This is a genomic window from Flectobacillus roseus (assembly GCF_030056595.1).
Classification (GTDB): domain Bacteria; phylum Bacteroidota; class Bacteroidia; order Cytophagales; family Spirosomataceae; genus Flectobacillus; species Flectobacillus roseus.
Map to the genome: position 1 here is coordinate 22,956 of NZ_JASHIF010000027.1, position 23,474 is coordinate 46,429.

Annotated in this window: 17 protein-coding genes; 4 read left to right on the plus strand and 13 right to left on the minus strand. The window is 38.4% G+C overall.

From position 1 onward, the window contains the following. Nucleotides 1-89 precede the first annotated feature (89 nt). Nucleotides 90-290 (minus strand): YqaE/Pmp3 family membrane protein, encoded by a 201-nt coding sequence (locus tag QM524_RS23725; protein WP_283346522.1) that lies wholly within the window; start codon nucleotides 288-290, stop codon nucleotides 90-92. A 275-nt stretch (nucleotides 291-565) separates the two neighbouring features. Between QM524_RS23725 and QM524_RS23730 the strand changes: the two genes are divergently transcribed. After that, on the plus strand, nucleotides 566-898 hold the full coding sequence (locus QM524_RS23730) for a hypothetical protein (RefSeq protein WP_283346523.1): 333 nt from the start codon (nucleotides 566-568) through the stop codon (nucleotides 896-898). 56 nt (nucleotides 899-954) lie between these two features. Then, entirely contained in the window at nucleotides 955-1,287 is a 333-nt protein-coding gene (locus QM524_RS23735) for a hypothetical protein (protein ID WP_283346524.1), read from the plus strand. A 110-nt stretch (nucleotides 1,288-1,397) separates the two neighbouring features. On the opposite strand, the gene QM524_RS23740 is transcribed toward QM524_RS23735, so the two are convergent. From QM524_RS23740 to QM524_RS23780, 9 genes are all read right to left on the minus strand, one after another. After that, complete coding sequence (locus QM524_RS23740; protein ID WP_283346525.1) at nucleotides 1,398-1,775, minus strand: nuclear transport factor 2 family protein; 378 nt, start codon at nucleotides 1,773-1,775, stop codon at nucleotides 1,398-1,400. A gap of 113 nt (nucleotides 1,776-1,888) precedes the next feature. After that, nucleotides 1,889-2,758 (minus strand): leucine-rich repeat domain-containing protein, encoded by an 870-nt coding sequence (locus QM524_RS23745; RefSeq protein WP_283346526.1) that lies wholly within the window; start codon nucleotides 2,756-2,758, stop codon nucleotides 1,889-1,891. A 27-nt stretch (nucleotides 2,759-2,785) separates the two neighbouring features. Next, nucleotides 2,786-3,532, minus strand: coding sequence for a DUF6090 family protein (locus QM524_RS23750; protein WP_283346527.1), 747 nt, complete (start codon nucleotides 3,530-3,532; stop codon nucleotides 2,786-2,788). Between the two features lie 112 nt (nucleotides 3,533-3,644). Next, the gene (locus QM524_RS23755) at nucleotides 3,645-4,466 is read right to left on the minus strand and encodes a glycoside hydrolase family 16 protein (RefSeq protein WP_283346528.1); all 822 of its coding nucleotides are present in this window, start codon (nucleotides 4,464-4,466) and stop codon (nucleotides 3,645-3,647) included. A gap of 19 nt (nucleotides 4,467-4,485) precedes the next feature. After that, nucleotides 4,486-5,667, minus strand: a complete 1,182-nt coding sequence (locus tag QM524_RS23760; RefSeq protein WP_283346529.1) for a glycoside hydrolase family 88 protein — start codon at nucleotides 5,665-5,667, stop codon at nucleotides 4,486-4,488. Nucleotides 5,668-5,944: 277 nt separating this feature from the next. After that, nucleotides 5,945-7,663, minus strand: coding sequence for a RagB/SusD family nutrient uptake outer membrane protein (locus QM524_RS23765; protein ID WP_283346530.1), 1,719 nt, complete (start codon nucleotides 7,661-7,663; stop codon nucleotides 5,945-5,947). Nucleotides 7,664-7,689: 26 nt separating this feature from the next. Further along, nucleotides 7,690-10,812 (minus strand): SusC/RagA family TonB-linked outer membrane protein, encoded by a 3,123-nt coding sequence (locus QM524_RS23770; protein ID WP_283346531.1) that lies wholly within the window; start codon nucleotides 10,810-10,812, stop codon nucleotides 7,690-7,692. A gap of 216 nt (nucleotides 10,813-11,028) precedes the next feature. Further along, a complete protein-coding gene (locus tag QM524_RS23775) occupies nucleotides 11,029-12,723 on the minus strand; it encodes a RagB/SusD family nutrient uptake outer membrane protein (protein WP_283346532.1) in 1,695 nt (564 codons plus the stop codon). A 35-nt stretch (nucleotides 12,724-12,758) separates the two neighbouring features. Further along, nucleotides 12,759-15,791: a SusC/RagA family TonB-linked outer membrane protein gene (locus QM524_RS23780; RefSeq protein WP_283346533.1), complete on the minus strand. Its 3,033-nt coding sequence runs from the start codon at nucleotides 15,789-15,791 to the stop codon at nucleotides 12,759-12,761. Nucleotides 15,792-16,099: 308 nt separating this feature from the next. Here QM524_RS23780 and QM524_RS23785 point away from each other — a divergent pair, with 308 nt between their 5' ends. Beyond that, nucleotides 16,100-20,248, plus strand: coding sequence for a hybrid sensor histidine kinase/response regulator transcription factor (locus QM524_RS23785; RefSeq protein WP_283346534.1), 4,149 nt, complete (start codon nucleotides 16,100-16,102; stop codon nucleotides 20,246-20,248). 311 nt (nucleotides 20,249-20,559) lie between these two features. On the opposite strand, the gene QM524_RS23790 is transcribed toward QM524_RS23785, so the two are convergent. Together QM524_RS23790 and QM524_RS23795 are read right to left on the minus strand one after the other, a co-directional pair. Beyond that, on the minus strand, nucleotides 20,560-21,126 hold the full coding sequence (locus QM524_RS23790) for a hypothetical protein (RefSeq protein WP_283346535.1): 567 nt from the start codon (nucleotides 21,124-21,126) through the stop codon (nucleotides 20,560-20,562). A gap of 357 nt (nucleotides 21,127-21,483) precedes the next feature. Further along, a complete protein-coding gene (locus tag QM524_RS23795; RefSeq protein WP_283346536.1) occupies nucleotides 21,484-22,428 on the minus strand; it encodes a hypothetical protein in 945 nt (314 codons plus the stop codon). A 50-nt stretch (nucleotides 22,429-22,478) separates the two neighbouring features. On the opposite strand from QM524_RS23795, the gene QM524_RS23800 reads away from it, so the two are divergent. Next, entirely contained in the window at nucleotides 22,479-22,667 is a 189-nt protein-coding gene (locus QM524_RS23800) for a hypothetical protein (protein ID WP_283346537.1), read from the plus strand. Between the two features lie 96 nt (nucleotides 22,668-22,763). On the opposite strand, the gene QM524_RS23805 is transcribed toward QM524_RS23800, so the two are convergent. Next, nucleotides 22,764-23,426 carry a thioredoxin family protein gene (locus tag QM524_RS23805; protein ID WP_283346538.1) on the minus strand — a complete coding sequence of 221 codons (663 nt, stop codon included), beginning with the start codon at nucleotides 23,424-23,426 and terminating at the stop codon, nucleotides 22,764-22,766. Nucleotides 23,427-23,474 lie beyond the last annotated feature (48 nt).

The window sequence follows — 23,474 nt, forward strand, 5'->3', positions numbered from 1 at the left end:
ACATTTCTAAGACTACCAACTGTAGATGCAATTTAACAAAAAGATTATCCCTTAATAATTCTGACAAAAGGCAGTTTATTCTGGAATAATTATTTGTATTTCATCGCTTTAATCAATCGTTCGGTACGTTTGTCGGCACGGGCATTTTGTAGTGAAATCACTGCCCAGATAGCAGCAGGAATCCAGCCAATGAGCGTTACTTGCAAAATTAAACAAATAATAGCCGTTAATATTTTTCCTCTAAATAGGAAAGATAAAAATGGGAAGAAAATTGCTAACAGAGTCATCATAATAGGTCGTTTTTGTGAAAAATATATCTACAATTATGAAACGAAATAGAACGATTCTCAAGCAATAACCAAGATTTTTGTGATATAAGAACTTTTATTGATATAAACCCCGAGCTTAGTGTGGTGAGTTGAGAATGTGAAATACTTCATAGTAAGAACGAATCGTGACTCTGCCTGCTTGATAACATGTTCCATAGAACAATAAAACAAATTCTATATTATCTTCGCATAGAGTAGCTCACCTACTGAAACATTAAAAACTACCTCCGAAAACAATGACAAAGAAATATTTGATTGATGGGCTTAAAAAGGTGATGAAGCCTTATTTGGACGAGCATGGAATTACCATAAAGCAAAACGGTAGTATTGTTAAATCAGATGATGACCTTCGTTGTCAAATCATGTTTAATTTTAATAATTACGGAACGATTGAGATTCAAGCCGTTTTTACTGTCCTTAGATATAACCATCTGGAGAAGGCTGTAATTGACATTGTTTATAATGGAGAAGTTGATAAATTCACTAAAGAACCATATTCCGCAAAATATATAAAAGAAAGGTATGAGTTTATAGAAACAATGAGAGGCCCTTATTTAAGGGGGAGGTAGTAGAATTTTTTGTTGATGAACAAATTGATTTGTTAGCAGAGTTCCTAATAGAATTCATGGAACAGAAAGTAAAGCCTTTTTGTGAAAAATATCCTGATATTTACTCGATTGGCCCAGAATTTTATAAATATGAACCACCTTACCAAGAGGGTGTAGGTTATGTAGGATTATTTGAAGAATACCTTGGAAACCTTAATAAAATTCAAGGGGATTATCGTTCTTGGATTGTACGAAGACTATTGTTATTAAAATTTACAGGTGATCCAAGATACGATGATTACATGAAATGGATGCAAGATTGTAAAAATACAGGACAGATACTCCCAACTTATCACAATCTAATCGATAAAGTTATAGCGTATCCAATCCCTAAATTTTACTTGAAGTAAGGTTTCTGAATTTGATTTAACAATGATATTGTACTATCACTATTATTTTCTTTCAAATGGTGGAACACTATGTTTCCCAGCATTTGAAAGAAAATAATAGGCTGCTGATATCAACTAATATCCGTCAATTGGGTAATAGTATCTCCTTTAAACTCAAATATGGATTTTCCAGATAATTGTAGTACTTGTCCTTTTTGTAATCCATTAGGAAAATCCATGCCAAGGGTTGCTACATACTGTATCTCAACCTCTGTAGTATGCTCGAGGTGGGTAATAGCAGTAATGGTTTGTGTTCTTTCTGAGAAATAGGCTTTTGCTGTTTCAGCTTGTTGTCTAAATTCGCTCAAGCCATTTAGCACTAGATTTGTTTTACCGTTTTGGATGTTTTCAAATACAATATTGATATCAAAATCTTTCACCATTTGGTCTATATCAAATTGATTATATCCATCGATATAGTTTTGAATAATTGCTTCTCGATTTGTCATGACGGATGGTGTTGGTTTGTCGTGAATAGATTTTGTTTAGCCTTTTCTAACAAAATTGCCTTTTATTTTTAATACTTCATCTTAGCATTGCCAGAATTTTGGTAGTACTTTGTTCAATCTTCGTCTTCATATTCCCAATGAGGTAAATACCTTTGAAATAGAATTGTTGGGATTAATGCTATCTTATTAAAATTCCTTATTTGAAATTTCATTAAAGGGTTTTCACTCAAATCTAAATATCTCAGATGCGAAGATTTGGGTAATTCAGGTAAGACTTTAATGCGGTTTTTCCCAAGTTTTAAGCTTTCTAAATTTGATATCAGGTAAATATCTTCATCCACTAATTCGAGTTGATTATTCGAAAAATCAATTTCTTGCAGACTTTGAGTGAAAATTATATCTTCTGGGACTTCCTTTAGTTGATTACCTCTTAAATACAAATGCGTAAGCTTTATATCTGGAGGAATTATGAAGGTCTTTATGTCCGATAAGTGATTATGACTGTAGTTTAATACCTTAAGGTTTATGGAGTTGAATGGAATCTTAAAGGATGTTAATTTATTTTGATGAACATCTAATGTTTCTAAGTAGAGAAGTTTTAAAATCGTAGCTGGTAGTTCTGTAAGGTTATTATGGCTTAGATTCAAATAGTTGAGTTTAGGAAGTTTTTCAATGGTGTTTGAAACTTTGCTAATCCGATTTCCTTTGAGATTAAGCGATTTTAGACGTTGTAAATACTTTATTTCCATGGGTATTTCACCAATGTCGTTGTTCTCTAAACTTAATTTTTCTAAATACAGGCAGCTAAAAATCTCTTTGGGAATACTTTTGAGATTTTGTTGTTTTAAAGATAGCACTTTAACTTTCAAGGGGTTTTTACGTATTTCAGAAGGAGCATAAAAAGTACTATCAGTCGTTAGGGATTGACTTATTGCTGATTCTGTCAATAAAATTAGAATAAGATGTAAAACGATTTTGTGCATAGATTTTCAGAATTTTAAAGGTTATCACTATTTATTTTCCTCCTCAATTTCCTTCAATATCCTTTGTGTATGTTCAATAATAACTCCATACTGATTTCTTAACTCAGATAGACTTCTTGAGGCATAGAAACTATATTTTTGAAGATAGGGGATTTTTAAAATTGCTGGGTTTATAAAAGAATGCGAAACTTTATGGTCAATATCATTTTCTGATAAGTCTACATTGGGTTGGCTGAGCGACCATTCGTCTAGGTTTTTACGTTTGTAGCTCAAATATTCTAACTCCAGACGAGTCAACCAAGTGAAGCGTTCCTCATATAAGTCGGTAATATCGTTTAGCAAGGCTTTGTTTTTGAGAAGACGAAAATATCCAGCACTTTTGGCAGCTTCATAGTTGCCATTGTTGGGGCTAATTAGGGTCGTTGTGTAAAAAAGAGTAGCATTTGATTTTAGAAATGATGATATACTATCTTGGGTGATTTCGGGATGAAGAGGAAGTGTTCTGATAAAGGTCGCGCACAGAAGTTGACGGCTAATAGAAGCAGAGTCTTCCTTCATTTCCAGCAAATCATGTGTCAAATCTCTTGAAATACTTTTCAGGAAATTTTGTGCAATCTCCTCATTTTTATTATCCTCACTCCAATTATTTACCCACAAACTTATGGTGATTGAAACAATGATGATAATGGCTTCAGTAAGGAAATAGGCTCCCTTTTCGATAAGGGAAATTTGTATTTTTTTCAGAAGAGAGGTAATGTGTTTGATGAGTTTCATAGCGTTCAAGAGATGAAATGGTGTAGGCAAGATACGGTTTTTTCATAAAACAATGATGATTCAAAAATCAAGGAGGCGCGATAATCTGCGCCTCCCAGCAGGTTAGGCAATTCTACTTTTTTTGATATACTCTTACATAGTCTACCTCAAAGCGATTAGGGAAAGTGGTATTGCTTGGGTCGCCACCATTTTGTCCGCCAATGGCCAAATCAAATAGCATGTAGTGTGGTTGTTTGAAGGGATTAAACCCACTTCCATCTTTATTTTCGAGTTGGGAGAGGGGCGTGCTAATCATCAATTGGTCATCGACGTATAGTGCAATATGTTCCTCGTCCCAATCCATGCGCCAAGTATGAAACTGGCTTGCCCATGTACTATCTACGCTTTGGGTTTTGCTATGCCATTCGGTTTTGTTGCTGGTCCCCAAACAAGCGATATTAGCCAGTATTTTGCCTCTGTAAAATTCCATGATATCGATTTCGCCGTTAGCTGGCCATGGCTTTTGAACACCCAAAGTCCACCATGCTGGCCACAAGCCCAAACGAATGTCAATTTTAGCACGTATTTCAAATCGTCCATATTGCCATTGTTGTTTTCCTTGGGTGATTAAACACGAGGAAGTGTACTCGATATTGGGACGATTTTCTCTCCAAGATTTACTGCCAGCTTTGTAATTGGGGTTGGGAAGATTCACCTTTTTTGCCTCAATGATTAATAGACCATTTTCACAACGAGCATTATCGGGTTGATACCATTGTAGTTCTTCGTTGCGTACAAAGCCTTTTTCGTAGTTCCAATTGTTGGGATTGGGAGCACCGTCCTGATTAAATTCATCTGCCCAGACTAACTGATAAGCGTCTTTGGGTTTTTCTTGAGCCATTCCTGTACAACTAGACAGTACTAAAGTGGCAAAAATGAGGTTTTTGATTTTCATAGAGGGTTTTCTCTAAGGCTTATTTCCAAGCCAAATATCTTTTCATTCCTTCCAAATAATAATAATCCGCATAAGTAAGCGGTACATCGATTTCCGTATTTTGCGGAATATGTCCCACACAATGTTCGATGATAAAGCCACCATTTTTGCCTTGTGCTGCATGGTAAGGCGCTTTTGAAAGATTGACCAAAATCGTTTCTGCTTCCTTGAAATAGGCTTTATTGAGCTTTGGCGTACTGTATTTGGCAAGTTCCAAAAGTGCGGAGGCAGTCACTGAAGCCGCCGATGCGTCTCTTAAAGCGTTAGGAATATTGGGTGCATTGTAGTCCCAGTAAGGAATCTTATCCGCAGGCATATTGGGATTGCTCATGATAAATTTAGCAATGTTTTGCGCCTGTTTTAAGTAAATAGGATTTTTGGTTTCACGAAACATGACCGTATATCCATAAAGTCCCCATGCTTGTCCACGTGCCCATGCCGATTCGTCAGCGAAACCTTGTGCGGTTCTTTTTTGCTGAACTTCTCCTGTTGTTGCATTGTAGTTGATTACATGGTAAGAACTGTAGTCTGGGCGAAAGTGGTTTTTCATGGTTGTATTGGCATGTGTCACCGCAATCTTGTAATAGCTAGAATCGCCAGTGACTTTCGTAGCCCAGAAAAGCAACTCCAAATTCATCATGTTGTCGATAATCACCAAGTACTCATTTTTGTTGCTATCCCACGACTTGATACAGCCCACTTTTGGGTCAAAACGCGAAGCCAACGATTTAGCACTTTGAATCAAAATATCTTTGTATTCAGGTTTTGGGTCAATGTCTTTGGCATTACCAAAGCTACAAAACATCATAAATCCCAAGTCGTGGGTAGAGGTATTGAATTTTTCTTTTTCTAATACCTTCAAAATACGATTTGCTTCGGTCAATGTAGCTTGATCTTTGGTTTGTTCGTATATGTACAACAAAGAACCAGGGTAAAAACCACTGCACCACCAACCTGAGCCACTCCATTCATATTTATTTGATTTGGGGAAATACGTTTTCGGGAATTTATCAGCAGGAAGATTTTGGGCTAAAACTTTATATTGTTCGGCTGCCTCAGAGAATGCTTGTTTAAAGAGCTTTTTGTTTTGGGCAGATTGCGCAAAAGTCAGTGTTGTCAAAAGGATTAGAGCATAGGTTAACGCAATGCGAAAGTTTTTCATAAATAATGTAATGAATAAAATGAGTAAAAAAGTTTTTTAACTGTCGTAAAGCTACTTCGAATCTCTGGCACAGGAAGGGCGTATTTTAAGAAAAATAAGGGGTTAAAATATTCAAAAAAACAAAAGAGCCGTCAATTGAAAAAATCAGTTCACGACTCTTTTGATAGGTGCAGTCCCAATCAGTCAATTATTTGAGTGCTGAGTGTCGAGTTTAGAGTGCTGAGTTTTGAAAAAGAACTCCGCACTCATCACTCCAAACTCATCACTCAAATTTCTCTTACCATCCTGGATTTTGGAGCATAGCTGGTGCTTTGCGTACTTCCGAGTCAGGGATTGGTAATAAATACATTTCGGGTCTGAAGTTATGTCTTCTTATCGACTCCGTTACTTGATATGTGTAAGTGTTGTTAGCGTTTTTGATAATTCTCATACGTTTGTTGTAGCCGTTTGATACATCCATGGCAATTTTCCAACGACGAATATCATTCCAGCGGTGGTCTTCAAAAGCCAATTCGACACGGCGCTCGTTGCGGATGATTTCACGCATTTGCTCTTTGGTCATATTAGCTTTTAAACCATACAATTTGTCATCTCCCGCTGTTATACCAGCACGGTCACGAAGCGCAATAAGCGGGGCATAAGCCAAATCAGTTTTGCCTGTCTCGTTGATTGCTTCAGCATAATTGAGCAATACTTCGGCATAGCGCATTAACGACCAACCACGGTTTGTCGTAAAACTACTGTTTGAAGAGATATTGGCATCACACATTTTTCGGCTGTAGTATCCTGTTGTTTGTCCTGCCTGCGTAAAGCCATCAGAAGGAGCATTTTCGTAAGTCAAAACTTGTCTTTGTGCATTAGCACTTGCCAAATAGTACATCGACTCGTTGTAGACAATCGAATATTCAAAACGAGGGTCACGGTTTTTATATGGATTGTTTGGGTCATAACCCGAACTTGCATCTGAAATAGCTTTTCCGTTTTTCATTGGGAAAGCATCCACCAAGTTTTGCGTAGGCATCGCATTATATGCACCTCCACGGGTTGGCATATTATAGAAACCTTCCATGTCGCGGTTGGCAGAACGGTTTTGGAAAATAATAAACTCAGGGTTTACACGATTTAAAAACACCTGATAAAAACCATAACCAGGCGCAGTTGTATTGTCTTTGTACAAAGAATATTCTCCCGAATTCATTACTGCCATAGCTGCATCAGCAGCTTTTTGCCAATGTGCTACATCATACGTAGGATTGCTCACGATTTTGGCAAGGTCCGCATTTTGCGTTTCGGCACCACCATTGAACAATGGGCTTGCTGCATACAACAAAATACGAGATTTGAGTGCTAAACAAGCGCCACGAGTAGCTTTACCATAATTTTGCTCAGAATAATCAGTGCTTTTTGGTAAAACTGCTGCCGCTTCGTCTAATTCTTTTACTAAATAACTCACACAATCAGCATACGAATTACGTGGTAAATTGATAAAGTCGGTAATGTCATATACTTTGTCACCTACCAATGGCACACCTCCAAAGCTAATCAATAGCCAATGATAGTACCAAGCACGTAAAAATCGTGCCTCTGCAACCATTTGAGCTTTCATGGGTGCTGAAAGTGGAGCATTGGGAAGTTTTTCCAACAATAAATTGACCCTACGGATATTGTTATAGGGTGTTGACCAAAACTCAAAAAATGGGAAGTTGGTCGGGCTCACTGTACCACTGTAAAGAATTACGGCTTTTTGTCCTGTGCCCGAATAACGATATTCTGCGTCGTCGGTGGCTTCTTCGGTATTGCCATGAGAATCCCAACGACCTTTTGTATAACTAAAACCAATATCGCTATAAATTCGATACAAAAAAGCTACTGTACGTGTACTATCAGAAAAAACCGTTTCCTCGGTCAATGCTGTAGTTTTGGGGTCAAGGAAATCATCCGACGAAAAGCAGGAGGTAAGCCCTATGACACATGCGAGTAATAATATTTTTTTCATAAACTAAAATCAATGAGTTGAATACCTTAGAAAGTAGCACTAATACCAAAGTTGATTAACCTTTGTGGAGGATAACTCACACGGTCGGTACCCGATGAAATTTCTGGGTCAAGTTGATACAGTTTGTCGAGGCTTGTGAAGGTCAGTAAGTTAGAGCCGTTTACATAAATTCTTGCTTGCTGAATACCCAATCCTTTGGTCAAACTACTTGGTAAGTCGAAGTTGATTTGTGCATTTCTCAATCGTAAATAATCCCCTGGAATCAACCAGAATGTTGATGGATAAGCCGTTGGGTCACTAATACCGCCGAGCAAGGTCAAACGAGGGTATTTGGCATTGTCGCCTAACTCTGGAGTCCATGCGTATTTGTGTACCTCAGTTAGGTTTGACGAGAATGCACGGATAGATTCTGCTGTACCTCTTACACTAAAGTTACGTGCTCCTTGGAAGTTGGCACTGATGCTGATTGCCTTATAGCGGACACCCAAGTTGATACCATAAACAGTATTTGGGGTGTTTGGATTTCCAGTTACCGACATATCAAAGCCATCTATTTTGCCATCGCCATTCAAGTCGGCATATTTCAAATCACCTGGTTGTACTGGTACAGCTGTTTTGGGGCTGTTGGCGATATCATCGGCATTTTTGTAGTAACCTATAAAGGTGTAGGCTCTCATTTGACCAATGCTGTTGCCTGTGTACATTTGGTATGGATACAAAGAGCTTGGTTCATCTTGGAAGACAATTTTGTTTTTGGCTACCGAATAATTTCCCTTAATATAATACGAGAAGCCTCCTTTGGTAGGACTTTGATAGCCCAACTCGATTTCATAACCTCGGTTGTTTACTTTTCCCATGTTTACAGGAGGAAGACCTTGCCCAAAAATGGCTGATACTGTACCACGAGTGGTCAAAATATCATATCGATTATTATCAAAGTAGTTGAAACTACCTGTCACATTACTATTAAACAATCCAAACTCGATCGCTAAATCTAGTTTTTTCTCTTTTTCCCACGTTACTTCGTTGTTGGCAAGCGTACCTTCTACCACACCACTATAGGAGTTGCTTGAATAGCCAAAATTTGGAGCAACTACCCCGTTACCGTTTGAATAATTTTGTTGGTAATAATAAGAAAAGCTACTTCCGATGGCGTCGTTACCTACAATCCCATACGAACCTCTGATTTTCAACAAATCCATGAATTTTGGAAATGAATTTTTATAAAATGGTTCTTCTGAAATATTCCAACCTGCCGAAACTGCTGGTAAAAGCCCAAATCTTTTGTCTCTTACAAAACGGTCAGAACCATTGTAAGCCACATTGAATTGTACCAGATAACGATTTTTGTAATCATATCCCACACGACCAGAATACCCTTGGAAGTTGTTTGGAATAAAATTATACACGGCATTGCTACTGGACGCTTCTGTTGAGTTACGGTTAAATAGACCTAAGGCATACACATGGTGTTTTGAATCAAAAGTACGGTCGTAGTTAACCATCAATTGCATATTCAAAACTCGCGAAGTACTTCTGGCATCATATCCTAAAAAGAAACGACGCACACGATACACATTGGGGTCGCGAGCCTCGTAGGTATCTGTGGCTGAATTATATATAAATGATGGAAACTGGTCGCGGGTCATGCTACGTCCGTAGCCATAGTTACTCGTAAACGAGATACGACCTTGGACAAACAAGCCTTTGGTAAGGAAATCTAATTTTTGCTTCGCTGAACCAATGAAGTTGATGTTACTTTCATTGGTTTGGTTATAACCATAGTACTTCAAACGTCCCACTACATTGTTGACGTTGTAGCTTGGATTTTCGTTTCTAATCCAAGTACTGTAACCCAACGAACCATCTGGGTTATACACAGGATAAGCAAATGGTGCTAAAGTCAAGAAACTACTGTAATCATAAAACAAGTCATTGTAGCCAAATGGACTACCTACTTGTGGGGTATTTACTTGTCCAAAATTGCCATACAAATCCAATCTCAAATCAAGTGATTTGGTAACCGACATATCCAAGTTTGAACGATAGTTATAACGTTGGTGAAAATAATTACTATTTACCCCTTGGTCTTGACCAAAATCTTTGAGCATCCCATCTTGGTACAAATAACCTACCGAAACAAAGTATTTTACCTTTTGTGTACCGCCTGATAAGTCTAGGTTTCCACGATATTGTTTTGAAAACTGTTTGAACAAAACATCTTTCCAGTTGACATTTGGGTGACCATAAGGATCTTTGCCATTTTTGAATAATTCCAAATCTTGGTCACTCCAACGTGGTTTAAACGATGGGCTTGGGTTTACGCTATTGTCGTTAATTTGAGCTTGGTTGTACATTTTTGCACTCTCGTAAGCATCCAAATAGTTTGGAATAATCGTAGGCTGAGAAAGTGCCATTTCAGCACGCATTGAGATTTGCGGAGGACCTTCTTTACCTCTTCTTGTCGAAACTACAATTACGCCATTAGCACCACGAACGCCATAGATTGCCGTTGTTGAAGCATCTTTCAAGATCGAGAGATTTTCGATTTCGTTAGGGTCAATACGAGCAAATTGGTCATACGAATACTCAACATCATCTACAATAATCAAAGGGCGGTTGTTGCCATTATAAGAACTTACCCCTCGAATATAAAAACTTGCGCCATCGGCACCTGGACGACCAGAAGGTTGTTGCGAGAAAAACCCTGGAAGTTTACCTGCCAAAGCATTTTGCAAACTTGCAGAAGGGTTTTCACGGATTTCACGACCTGACACTGAACTTACAGAACCTGTCAAGGTGATTTTTTTCTGCTGTCCGTACCCAATTACCACAACTTCATCGAGCGATTTGTCTTCGTCTTCAAGGGTGACATTGACAGTTGAGCGACCAGCTACACTAATTTCTTGTTGTTTGAAACCAAGCGAACGAAATACGAGTGTATTGCTTTGTCCTTTTAAAGTAATTTTAAAAAAACCTTTTGCGTCGGTGAGCGTACCGTTGGTGTTTCGCCCTTTTTCGAAGACTGCCACGCCTGGCAGTGCTTCCTTGCCTCCTGTCACTACTCCCGACACAGCCTGACCTTGAGCAAGGGCATTTTGTGCCATGAGCGTAACAATAGAAATCCATATATAAAGTATTTTTTTCATAAAAACATGAGGGTTTTCAGATGGAATTGAAGCCATGAATTTGTTGTTCATAACAATGAAGTAATCGTGCAAAATGAGATTTAATTATTAAGCTTTCGGCTTTCAGCTATGGGCATTCGGCTTGCAGCACAATAAGGTCCAGTGGATTTTGAGTGTAAAGGATTGATTATTAAAAAATACATTCATAATTCACAACTCATCATTCCGCATTCTTACTTACCAGCCTTCGTTTTGAATAAGCTTATTGTTTTTTAGCGTTTCGTCATACGGTAAAGGCATACTGTATAGTTTGTTCGAAAACTTCATCGTCGACACTACAAATGGCGTAAAAGTCAATGTTGCATTAGTGTTTTTTACGATTTTCATTCCTTTTAGCGAACCACTTGTCGCAGTTTCTGCTATTTTCCAGCGACGAATATCCCAAAAACGATGTTCTTCAAAGGCTAATTCAATACGTCTTTCATTTTGGATAAGCGCACGCATTTCGGTTTGTGAAATACCCGCTTTGATACCGTAGCGATTGTCGGTGCCTGCTCGGATTCCTGCTCTTTTACGAATATCAATGATTCTAGTGACGGCTTCTGTGGTACGGCCTAACTCATTTAGGGCTTCGGCTGCGTTCAACAGTATCTCCGAGTATCTGAATAATGGGAAGTTATGGCTCTGGTTTGTATAGGTAGTATTGTTAGAAAAATCTGCCATAAACTTACGTAGGTAATAGCCTGTACGTGTTTGAACGGCAATACCTCCTGGCTTGTCCAAACCGCCTTCGAAAGTTTCCACTGCTCTACGCAACCAAGTTTGACCATTGAAAAATACTGTCAAAGCCAAGCGAGGGTCACGGTTGGCATAAGGGTTTTGTGGGTCGTAACCTGATTGAGCATTGGTAATATCTAGTCCAGTAATCGTAGGAAAAGCATCAACTAAGTTTTGCGAAGGACTCGTCAAGCCCAGACTTGCAGCGGGCGAACCGAAGCCGACTGGGGCGTTGTAGTTTTCAATAAGAAAGTTATTTCCTGACTGTTTGGCAAGAATGATTTCGGTATTCTTTTTAGTGGTAAAAACACCAGAAAAAGAAGTCTGCAAAGCATAATAGTTGAGTCCAATCAATTCGTTGGCAGCATCTAAGGCTTTTTGCCAACGGTTAACGTCATACGTCGGATAGCCCATTAATGCTTTGAGGTTGGCATTGGTGCTGATGCCTCCACCATTAAATAGCGGGCTAGCAGCATATAATAGTGCACGAGCTTTGAGTGCAATCGTAGCTCCTCTTGGAATTTTTCCCCAGTTACTATCCGAAACAGGTTCTGGTGTAAGTGTACCTTTTACGGCATCACATTCTGAAACGATGTAGTTGATACATTCTTCGTAGGTATTACGAGGAATCGACAAATCATCTTGGATGGTAAATACTCGGTCACCAATTAATGGCACACCACCATAACGTTTTACCAATTCAAAATACAATAACGCACGAATATAACGCGCTTCGGCTTTCCAGATAGTAATACTGTTTGGGTCGGCTGGCACTTTGTCGATATTACTCAAAAAGATATTGACACGACGAATACCCGCATACGAAGTACCCCAATAAGGGTCGGGGTTGTTCACTGTACTAATTAACCCATTGGTATAATATTCTGCTTGGCGATTGGTTCTAGACGGAATGGCATCGTCTGTACCTGTTTCCAGAAAGTCACCACCCAGTCCATTTATTCTATTAAAACCATCTGGGATATAACTGTAAATGTTGTTGAGGAAAAAGACGGCTACGGTAGCATTTTTATCTTTGTCGTCCCAAACCAAAGTGTCAAGAATCCAATCACGAGGCTCAGTTTCTACCCTTTCGCAAGCCGCAAAAGTTAGTGCTGTAGCCAAAATAAAGGATGATATATATTTTTTAGAAATCATTTTTTCTGAAAATTTTAAGCTTGATAAAAGCCATTTTACAATTTGAGATTTACACCAAAATTGAATACTCGCTGAATAGGATAGTTGCTCGAAAAGCCCTCAGGGTCAAGGTATTTGTCGGCATTAAATGTCACAAGGTTGGTTGCGTTCGCGAAAACACGAATTCCCTGCACTTTGATATTTTTACAAAGCTTACTAGGAAGGGTATATCCCAATTCGATATTTTTCAAGCGAACATAATCCCCTGAGCGTGCCCAAAAAGTAGAAACTAATTGGTTATTAGTGTTTGTACCAAGCCACAGACGAGGGTACGAAGCGTTTGGATTGGTAGGAGTCCAGCGGTCGAGGTGTTGTTCGAATGCTTGTCCAAAACCTCCATTCTGGAAAGCCAACATCGAATTGGCATTGGCCACAATTACTCGGTTAGCCACGCCCTGCACCAACACAGAGAAGTCAAATCCTTTTCGCGAATATCCTAATGTTGACCCGAAGGTAATGTATGGGCTTTGTGGTCCGATTGGCGCCACATCAAGCTGATTGATTACGCCATCATTGTTCAAATCTTTGTATTTGAGATCCCCTAATTGCGGCTGATAGCCAACCGTTGTAGCACGTGATTGTAGTTCGGCAGTGGTTTGATAAAAACCGTCTGAAATAAATCCGAAAAGTTGTCCAACTCTTTCTCCAGTGCGATACATCCACGGATAAGGCTGTGTCACTTCGTCGATATAAATCACTTTTGAGTTTTGGAAGCCTGCATTTGCAGTAGCATAAAAATCACCTATCGAGGTACTTTTTTGCCAATTCAACTGTAAGTCAATTCCTGTATATTGATTCTTACCAATATTTTCATTTGGATAAACATTTCCTAATATGCTAGAATTGCGACCACGTTGAATCAACAAATCATAATATTGCATATTGTAATATTCGACGGTAAAGCCTAAAGAATTATCAAATAAAGCTCCTGTAAGCCCAATATTGAGTTTTTTAGATTTTTCGAAGCTGATATTAGGATTCGCCAGTGGCTCTTCTGTAACCCCTGTATTGCCCCCTGCCCCTGTACCGAAAACGGCGCCAGTATTATCAAAATAACGTTGGATATAGCTAAAATAACCAGGGTTATCGTTACCATTTTTACCATAACTAGCATATAATTTCAAATAAGAAATCCATGCTTGAGATTGTAGGAAATCTTCCTTCGAAATATTCCAAGCCAAACCTACTGCTGGGAAAAAACCATATTTGGTTGAACCTCCAGTAGGGTATCTATTTGAGCCATTCAAGCCGAAAGCAAGGTCTAGGATATATTTTTGTTTGTAATTATATCCCATGCGTCCTGCTAAGCCTGTAATCGTATAAGGTAAATCAGAGCCTGAAACGGAGTTTTGACGATTAGCCAATAATACAGCATTTACACCATGATTTCCTTTGTTTTTGTCATAACCCAAAGACACTTCCAAATAGTCAGAGCGTCCTTGGTAATCCATGTAGTTATAGTTGCTTTGGTCGCCATTTACTCCAAACTGTTGATAAGATTCTTGTCCAGTGGCGGATACATTTCTCTGGAAAACAGCAAAGGTTTTGTTACGTACTACGTTTTCTGAAAGCGTAGCATAATAGGAGCCCACGGCTTTTATCCACATGCCAGAAGCGATTTCGTCGAGCGTTCTTTTCAGGTAAAAGTCAGCCAACATATCTCTTTTGAAGTTTTGTTGGTATCCAGAACCAATAGTCTGTGCTAAGATATTGTTTTGAAACTGCTGATTACCACCGTACGAACCATTAGGATTGTACACAGGATAGGCATTGTTAGGCGTGTTGAGAATACTATTCAAAATATTGCTTGTCCCAGCACCTGCATCATTACCATTCAGAATACGACCCAAGAGATAAATACCGCCCGAAAGCTTGGAATTTAGCTGTAAATCAACATTCGAACGTATGGTATATGATTTAAAGTTATTATTGGTATTGTAAGGGGTAGTGGTATTTTTTTTCAAAAGCCCCGTTTGGTTGATATGGTCAAACGAAATAAAGTATTTCGAAAAATTATTTCCTCCTGTAGCACTAAAAGTATAGCGATCCATACGTGAAGATGGCTCTAGCGTAGCATCACGCCAGTTGACATTCGGATAGTTGTAAGGATCTGAGTTGGTCGCATAAGCCTGTAAAGCTGCATCAGAATAAACAGGAGTCAGTCCGTCGTTTACACGTGCTTCGTTATAGAGTTTGGCATAATTATAGGCGTCCAATCCCTTTGGGAATTTCAAGGGTTGTTGAATCGCTGTTTGCGCTGTAAATGACATTTTAGCATTTGAAGCCGAGCCTTTACGAGTATTGATTACCAAGGCACCACCATTGCTGCGCACGCCAAGCATGGCATTGGATAAAGCATCCTTGTGTACGGTGATTGATTCGATTTCTTCCAAATCAAAAATGGTAAGCTGTCTCGGAATACCATCGATGATAACTAACGGACCCTGCCCGCGAAGTCCGAATGAAATACCATCGCTTCCTGGTTGTCCCGAAAACTGGAATGTACTGGTACCTGCAAGTCTACCCACTAAGGTATTGAGTATCGACGTAGCAGGCATTTTTTGAATATCTTTGTTGTAAATTGCTTGCGACGAACCAGTACTTAGTTCTGCTTTGAGAGACTGGTTGAAAAGTCCACGAATAGGTTTGATACGAGCAACAGCAGGGTTTTGACTACTCAAAATAACTCTTTCAGAAATATCTTTTATCGAAATTTCTTTTAGAAAAGTCCCCATACAGTAAATCCCAATTTTGTCACCAATTTGCGCATCAATGGTGGCAATACCATTACTTGATGTAGTCGCAAACATTCCTGTTCTACTGTTTTTAAGACTCACATTTTCCAACACTTCATCATTGTCGTCTGTTACCAAAATAGTACGTAAAGTAGAATTGGAAGATTGTGTGTTTTCGGTAGTGTTTTGTGCTTGAGTGGTATGGCTTAGAGGATAACCACTCAAGAGCACCATCAACCAAAATGAGGAGGGGGGAAACCTGAGGAATTGAGGTTTTCGTAAAAGTTTGATCATAATTATAGGGTTTGATAAAACGGAAAAAGGTTTGGAATGAAATAGGTTGGTTAAACAGAAAAGAGCTTTCGTGTTTTTACAATAATATATTTGAATAATGCAAAAATGGGGAGAAAAAATGGTCTAATGTAGGGTGAAATTCGTTTAAAAACAGGGTCAGTTTAAGCCTTTGAGGTTAATAGGGGAGGTTTTTGATTATTTTGCAATTGAATTTTTCTAATGGAGTAATATTATGATTGAATTTACTTATAGATACGTAAGAGCATAGTGTTTTACCATAGTTAAGATCTTAATGATTGCTTTAAACCATGAAGAAAATTATACGATTACTAATTACACTACTATTGTTTTGTGAAGTATTCTCAAGCAAGTCGCAGGAGAATATCCATAAATATCGCTTCGAACATATTACTGTTAACGATGGGCTACCACATAGCGATGCTAACTGTATTGTGTCAGATAGTACGGGGTATATATGGGTGGGTACCAACAATGGGGTATCAAAATATGACGGCTATTCGCTCAAAAACTATGACCTGCCAGTCAATCCACACAACGGTTTGCCCAGCAATAGAGTAGTGGCTATGCACCTCGATGCCCACAAGCGATTATGGGTGGCATCAGGAAGCGCAGGATTAAGTTTTTGGGATAAGCATCACGATAAATTTATCAATGTTGCCGAACGAGAAGGTAGTGGGGTAGACCAAAATACGCTTGAAAAACTTCGTGTTAGTAATGTTCTATCCATTTCCAGCGACTCTTTTGGAAGGGTTTGGGTGGGCACTCGTACCATGGGCTTGTTCATGTTGGAATTTAAAAATGAATTATTGGTTTCTATCCGTCAAATAGCAATACATGGTACCACACAGTATGGGGTATCCTCGATGGCACGTGAGCGTGATGGTTCTATTTGGATTGGTACAATTAGTCATGGGCTGTGGCATTTAGCTCCTAAACAGTCTATGCCAACTCCGACACTTTTTACGAATCATAAAATTTCTGCTTTGTGGGTCGATAACCTCGATAATCTGTGGATAGGAACACAGTTTGAATTATTTTTTGCGAATAAACAAGAAAAAAGAAACCGGGTTTATCATACAACATTAATACAGCAGTTTTCAGAAATAGGTAGTGTCTTTGTGGATTCTTTCCAGCATCTATGGGTAGGAACAAATCATGGTTTATACTATTGGGCAGGGATTCCAACAAGTACAGAGCCTGCTCTATTGACTGTTTGGAGAAATAGCATGCAAAGTTTTTTCCCAACAGATGGAGACTCGTACAGCATTAATTCAGGGAGAGTACATCAGATTTTAGAAGATAAATACCATAATCTTTGGCTAGCAGCATCTTCGGGAGGGCTCAATAAAGTAGACCTTAAAAGAAAACCCTTTTTTGTGATTCAACGCCAATTTGGAACCGCTTCCTCATTGCCTAGTAACTACATTAATGCCGTACTTACCGATCAAGATCAACAACATCTTTGGATAGGTACAAGAAATGGATTTTCTAAATATCATCTTCAAAATCATACCTTTCAAAATTTTGCTCATACTCCTATCAATGGCGATGGGTCAGGAGTGGATGTTTCTGCTTTTTATCAACAAAAAGATGGTACCCTGTGGGTAGGAACTCGCTATCGTGGGTTGATAATTTTTAATGGAAACAATCGAAAAGTACTTACGGATGTGAATGCCAACCTTTCTTTTTACGGAACAAGCGTAGAAAGAATTTTGGAAGATCGGTTTGGTACAATTTGGGTAGCGACTTTTGAACGAGGTCTTTTGCGTTTTGATAAAACAGGGAAGCTATTACAGCAATATTCGCTTGATGTTAATAATTTTCCTGCCAGACAATGTACCTATTTGTTGTATGAGCCCAACACAGACCATCTTTGGGTGAGCTCACGCGATAAAGGAGTTCTAAAACTCAAAATCTCGGCAACAGCGATGACCTTGGTCAACAATTATCAATATGAAAAGAACAATCCCAATAGCTTGAGTGGAAACTATGCTTGGCCATTGGTCAAGGATTCAAAAGGCAATTTGTGGGTTGGTACGATTGGGGCAGGACTGAATAAAATCTCTCCTCAAGGTACAGTCGAGCGATGGGATATTGGTTATTCAAATATCGAATCGCTGATATTTGATCGTCAGGGATACCTGTGGCTAGGTGGCGATGGCTTGATGAGGCTTAATACGCAAAATCACCAACAGATTCATTATGATGTCGGCGATGGGCTACAAAGTAACTCTTTCAAAATTGGCGCTGTTTGCCAAGATAAAGGAGGCTATTTTTATTTTGGAGGCATCAAAGGTATTACTTATTTCAAGCCAGAGCAGATTCAGCCAAGTAATCAAAAGCCTGAAATACATCTGACTACGCTAAGAATCTATAACAAAGAGGTACACATAGGTGAGCCATTTGAGGGACGAGTGATTTTGTCGCAGCCATTGGATGAAACAAAAGAGCTGACTATTGAACCTAATGAAAATTATTTTTCCATAGAATTTGTCGGTATTAATTACAAAAACCCCAAGAAAAACCAATATGCTTACAAGTTGGTAGGCTCAAACGACGACTGGATTTATACAGATTATAATCAGCGTATTGCCAACTTTTCGAACCTTGATGCTGGTGAATATACATTCTTGGTCAAGACCAGTGATGGGGAAGGGGCATGGTCGGCCAAGCCGGCCGAAATCAAAATTCGGGTGCTGCCGCCTTGGTACAAAACTTGGTGGGCGTTCCTCATTTATGCTTTGATTTTATTTTTTGCTTTCAAAGAATACCAAAAGGCAACATTAGCAAAACAGGCTTTGAAAAATGATGTCTTGATGGAAAAATACAAAGCAGATCAAGAAAAGACTTTGACCGATCTCAAACTTCGTTTTTTTACCAATGTTTCACATGAATTACGAACGCCACTAACCTTGATTTTGGGGCCAATTGAAGAGTTGGCTTCTACAGAACATGAGAAAAAGGACAAAATAATGCTGATTTTACAACAAACCAGAAAATTACTGGATTTGGTTAATCAATTGCTCGATTTTCGAAAAGCCGAAACGGGCAATATGAAAATACTGGCAACCTTCGGCAATATCATTCCGATGATAGAGGAGGTGTTTTTGATTTTCAAACTCAAGGCTCAAGAGTCCTCGATTGATTATACCATGAGTTTGCCACAAACGACAGTAGAGCTGTTTTTTGATAGTAGTAAATTAGAAATTATTCTGACCAACTTGCTATCCAATGCGTTTAAATATACGCCATCGGGAGGTAAAATATCTTTGAAAACAGAAATTGTCGGTAGTTCTTCTGAGGAGGCAGTTTTTGAGGGAGGTAGACCAAGTAAGAACTTTCTCCAAATTTCTATCCAAGACTTTGGGGTTGGTATGTCGGTCGATGAATTGGATAAAATCTTTGACCCTTATTATCAAGCTTCCCACACCGAAACCCTCAAAATTAGAGGAACAGGGATTGGATTGTCACTGGTTAAACAGTTGGTAGAAGCTCATAAAGGTAGCATAGAAGTCGAGAGTGCCATTGCTAAGGGTACAACATTTATCTTAAAATTACCTTTTAGTAAAAAACCTCTTGTCGAAAACACCCAAGCTGAACAGCATTACGAAGAGACAAAGTCAACAGTAGAGGAGGTTATTCCTGTTGTAGCACCTTTGGAGAAGTTTTCGGCGAAAGTCTTGATTGTTGAAGACCAAGAGGATTTAAGAGCGTATTTGAAGCAAATTTGTGAAGTAAGTTATGAAGTTGCCACCGCTGTTGACGGACTAGATGGTTGGGAGAAAGCCTTGGAATGGCAACCCGATTTGATTATCAGTGACATCATGATGCCTAATAGCGATGGGTTGGAGCTTTGTCAAAAAGTCAAACAAAATCCTAAAACTTCGCATATTCCTGTGTTTTTGCTGACGGCTCGTGCAGCAGTCACACATGAAGTGGAAGGTTTAGAAATGGGAGCAGATGAATATATGGCAAAGCCATTTAATCCCTTGGTTCTGAATGCCAAAATTGCTTCTATTCTTCAAAATCGCTCGCAATTGCGTAGCTATTACCAAAAGCAGATTTTGCTAGAACCGAGTTTGCCAGATATTCCAGACGAAACAAAAGCATTATTGGAAAAAGCTATGGCGATAGTGGAGGCAAATCTAACCAATCAAGAATTTACGGTACAGACTCTTGTGAAGGATATGGGCATGAGCCAGTCTGCGATATATCGTCAAATCAAATCTATTACAGGACAATCTTTGGTAGAGTTTATTCGAGATATTCGCCTTAAACGAGCAGCGCAATTGCTGAGCAACGGCAACCTTCGTGTGACCGAAGTTGCTATGCTAGTGGGCATTGAAGACATGAAGTATTTCCGAAAAATGTTTCAGCAAACCTATAATGTCTCTCCCTCAGAATATGCTAAACAGAAGAAAGAGAATTTGATGTAGTGAGGTGGGGATAGTCAAGGGTTTTGGGGGAGAGATTGAAGCTAAACATGAGTCATCCAGAATTTTAAGATTGGGATTGTTCTCCAAGTTTTCATCAAAAAAGCGGTCAAAAAATATATTTTTCGACCGCTTTTTTGATGCTACTATGCTAGATTTGACTCGGCTTAAGACGCAATCATTGCGTCTCTACTGCTAGCATACAAATTTTAACACAATCACTCATTCGTTCAATCTCTAAATCACTAAATTAGAGATGACTCATGTTTGGTATTTCACGTTTTGTCTTAACAAATAGAAGCTAATTTATCTCCCTAGCAACCGCCTTGGCGAAGAGCACGTTTATAAATTATTTTATGATCTTGTTCTACATAGTCGCCCGCTACTATTGGATACGAATACTTGGGTGCATGCGATACACTGTGGCTTCTTATAATTATTTTGTCCTTGACTTTCAGGTTATGCAATTGCTCAAATTCGGTGTTAGTATTCAAAATATTATTGCCAGACTTTTCTGGTCCAAAACTAAGGATATAATCTTCTCCATTAATTTTGACCATTATCCCGAAACCCAATCTTGAGCCTGCTGGGAGAGAAAGAGATGTTACAATGGCCTCCATATTAGAGAAAGCACCTATGTTCTTCCTTATTTTAGCTTCGGCAGCATATACTTTTTGGCCTGCGGGAGACGCTTCCCACTTTTTGAACATCACACCATCAGGGCTTGCTTCCCATTTTTTTAATGCGGCATTCTTTTCTGCAATAGTGAGAGGCTTTGAGATGGACTTTTTGGAAGTTTCATTGGCAGGTTCATGATTTGCAAATACCAGCCCACTTGCTCCAACCAGTGCTAAAGTCAGTGTATAAATGATTTGTTTCATATTTTTTTATCTGTTAAATTGAATAGAACAGAATGTGCAAAATATCGAGGCATAAAAGAGGTGTTTAGGATACGATAATTTTCATACTGTTCACATGACAAAATTACCATAATCTACTAGCTACTTGCTGTCACTCAAGTGTTATTGATATGTTATAGAGTTGTTAAAATGATCTTGCGCTGGTGCTAGCTTCTCTCCAAAGCTATTCCTTTTACGGAGTTGGCTTTTATTCTAATAGTAAAGGATTAGAATCCTTAGATTTGGTAAGTACTGGCTAGGAAGCCAGCACTAGCGGGGGCGTGACGCTCTTTACCATTTTAGTTCGTAGTCGATGTAACGACCAATATGGAGTAAAAATCAAGGTTGTTTTTGCAAAAACCTACTACTCATCCAACCCAAGGCTCTTGGAGCTACTAAAGAATCTCGTCTATGAATGAGATTCTTTTTTAAGTTATCTGCTGGATACATTTCCACGAACCACCAAACTCTGTTACTTTTATCTTTGTACTCAGCCCAAGCTAAACCTTTGGCATTTTTGGGATATTTCGTAACCGTATTTCCTTCGCCAATCGCATCGTAAATGTAAGTTGCAGTGTCTTCTTTCATTGGCTCTGAACGAAGTGCGTAACCATCGTTGAGTGTCATGAATTTAATAGGCGTACTCCATATAGTTTTAGGTGCTTGAGTACGTACCATTCTTGCTCTTTGGTAGTTGAATATTATGTTAAAATCATCACCAACATTATACTTTGTTTCATATTCTATGTATTCGCCACAACAGCCAAAATCAAGAAGAATAAAAGAAGTGAGTTTTTTGTTTGCATCAAAAATCAAGGTTGATAGCTCTTGATAGCCTTCAAAGACTTGAACAAACTGATTTTCTTTGTGTAGAAAAATTTTAACTAAATCTGGTTCGCTTCCGCTAGAACCTCCATAAATGACATCTAATTTCCCATCTGCATTCAAGTCCATAAAGTGAAAACAGTCTTTGAATTTTTTTTCCTTGTAAGATTCATTATCATAATAGTAAGCCAAAGAATCAAAGTGAACTTTTAGTTTTTCAGTGATTTGTTTTCGATATGTGTCTGTAACCTGTGTTTCAAACTTACGCCAATCAATCGTATCAGCATATACAAAAAAACGCATAGGCTCTAATACTTCTTGATTTTTACTTACGGAATCTACCATACCTAATCCTGATAAAGAGTCAGAAGCAGTGTTATTCTTATCGTTTTTTTCAGAAGAACAAGCAAAGGCAAATAAGCCTATAAAAATTAAGCAAATGTTGAAATTATTTTTCATGTCATAGAAGTATTAAAAGTGTAATAAGCATAACGAAAGTTATGAATACTTTGGCAAAAAGAAGACAGGAGCGTAACGCCGATGCTGGCTTCCTCGCCAGTACCCATTTTTTCTCTGGATTCTATCCAGCGAATATCCAAGCTATTGCAAACTTCTCGCAGCAGCGACTCCTTTTCACGGAGTTTAATTTTTCTAATAATACAGGATTAGAATCCTTAGATTTGGTAAGTACTGGCTAGGAAGCCAGCACTAGCGAGGTTTTTTATTGAAGTTCGTTGAAATTAGCATACTTCAAGTCTGTATATGAGTCCGCCATGTGTATTGTCGAGCTATTACTAATTGTACTTTTTTAACAAATCCTGCATTGTTTTGATGTCGGGGGTATCATACTTTTCACCAATATCTTCTTTGATATTTCCATCACTATCTAAAATCAAAAGAGTTGGATAAATATAACTTGGATAAGCCCTTTTATTGTATTTTTTGTTTACCTCTATGCCCTCGCCAACCTCAGCATCATATTTCAAGTTGATAAACTTACTGTTTAAAACTCGTGAAACTTCTCCATCTTTCAAAACAGTTTTACTAAAATGTAGACATGGTCCACACCATCCTGTATAAATATCTAAAAATATCAATATATGCTCTTTTTTTGCTTTTTTGAGGCTTGCCTGAAAGTTATCTTCTTCAAAATTTACAGCAGACTGTGCATGAATCTTTCTATTATTTTGCACTTCTGTGAAGTAAATAAATCTATGAAAGATCATCATAAAGGAGTAAAATAGTGCTAGCCCCACAATCAATGCTTTTAAAACTTTAAAAGCTATGCGTATAGAATTAAAATACTTGTAGAAAATGATTACCAAAAAAGGGATAATAATGGCAACAATAAAGTTGGTTTCATCTGCAAATGGTTTGTATGAAATAATTAAATAGACGCCTATTAGACCTAATATGAAGACTATGAAGTAGAATAATTTGTTGAGGTAGTTTTTCATGGTGTTAGTTTGTTTTGGGGACTATTCCCAATGTTTCTGAGCTTGGTA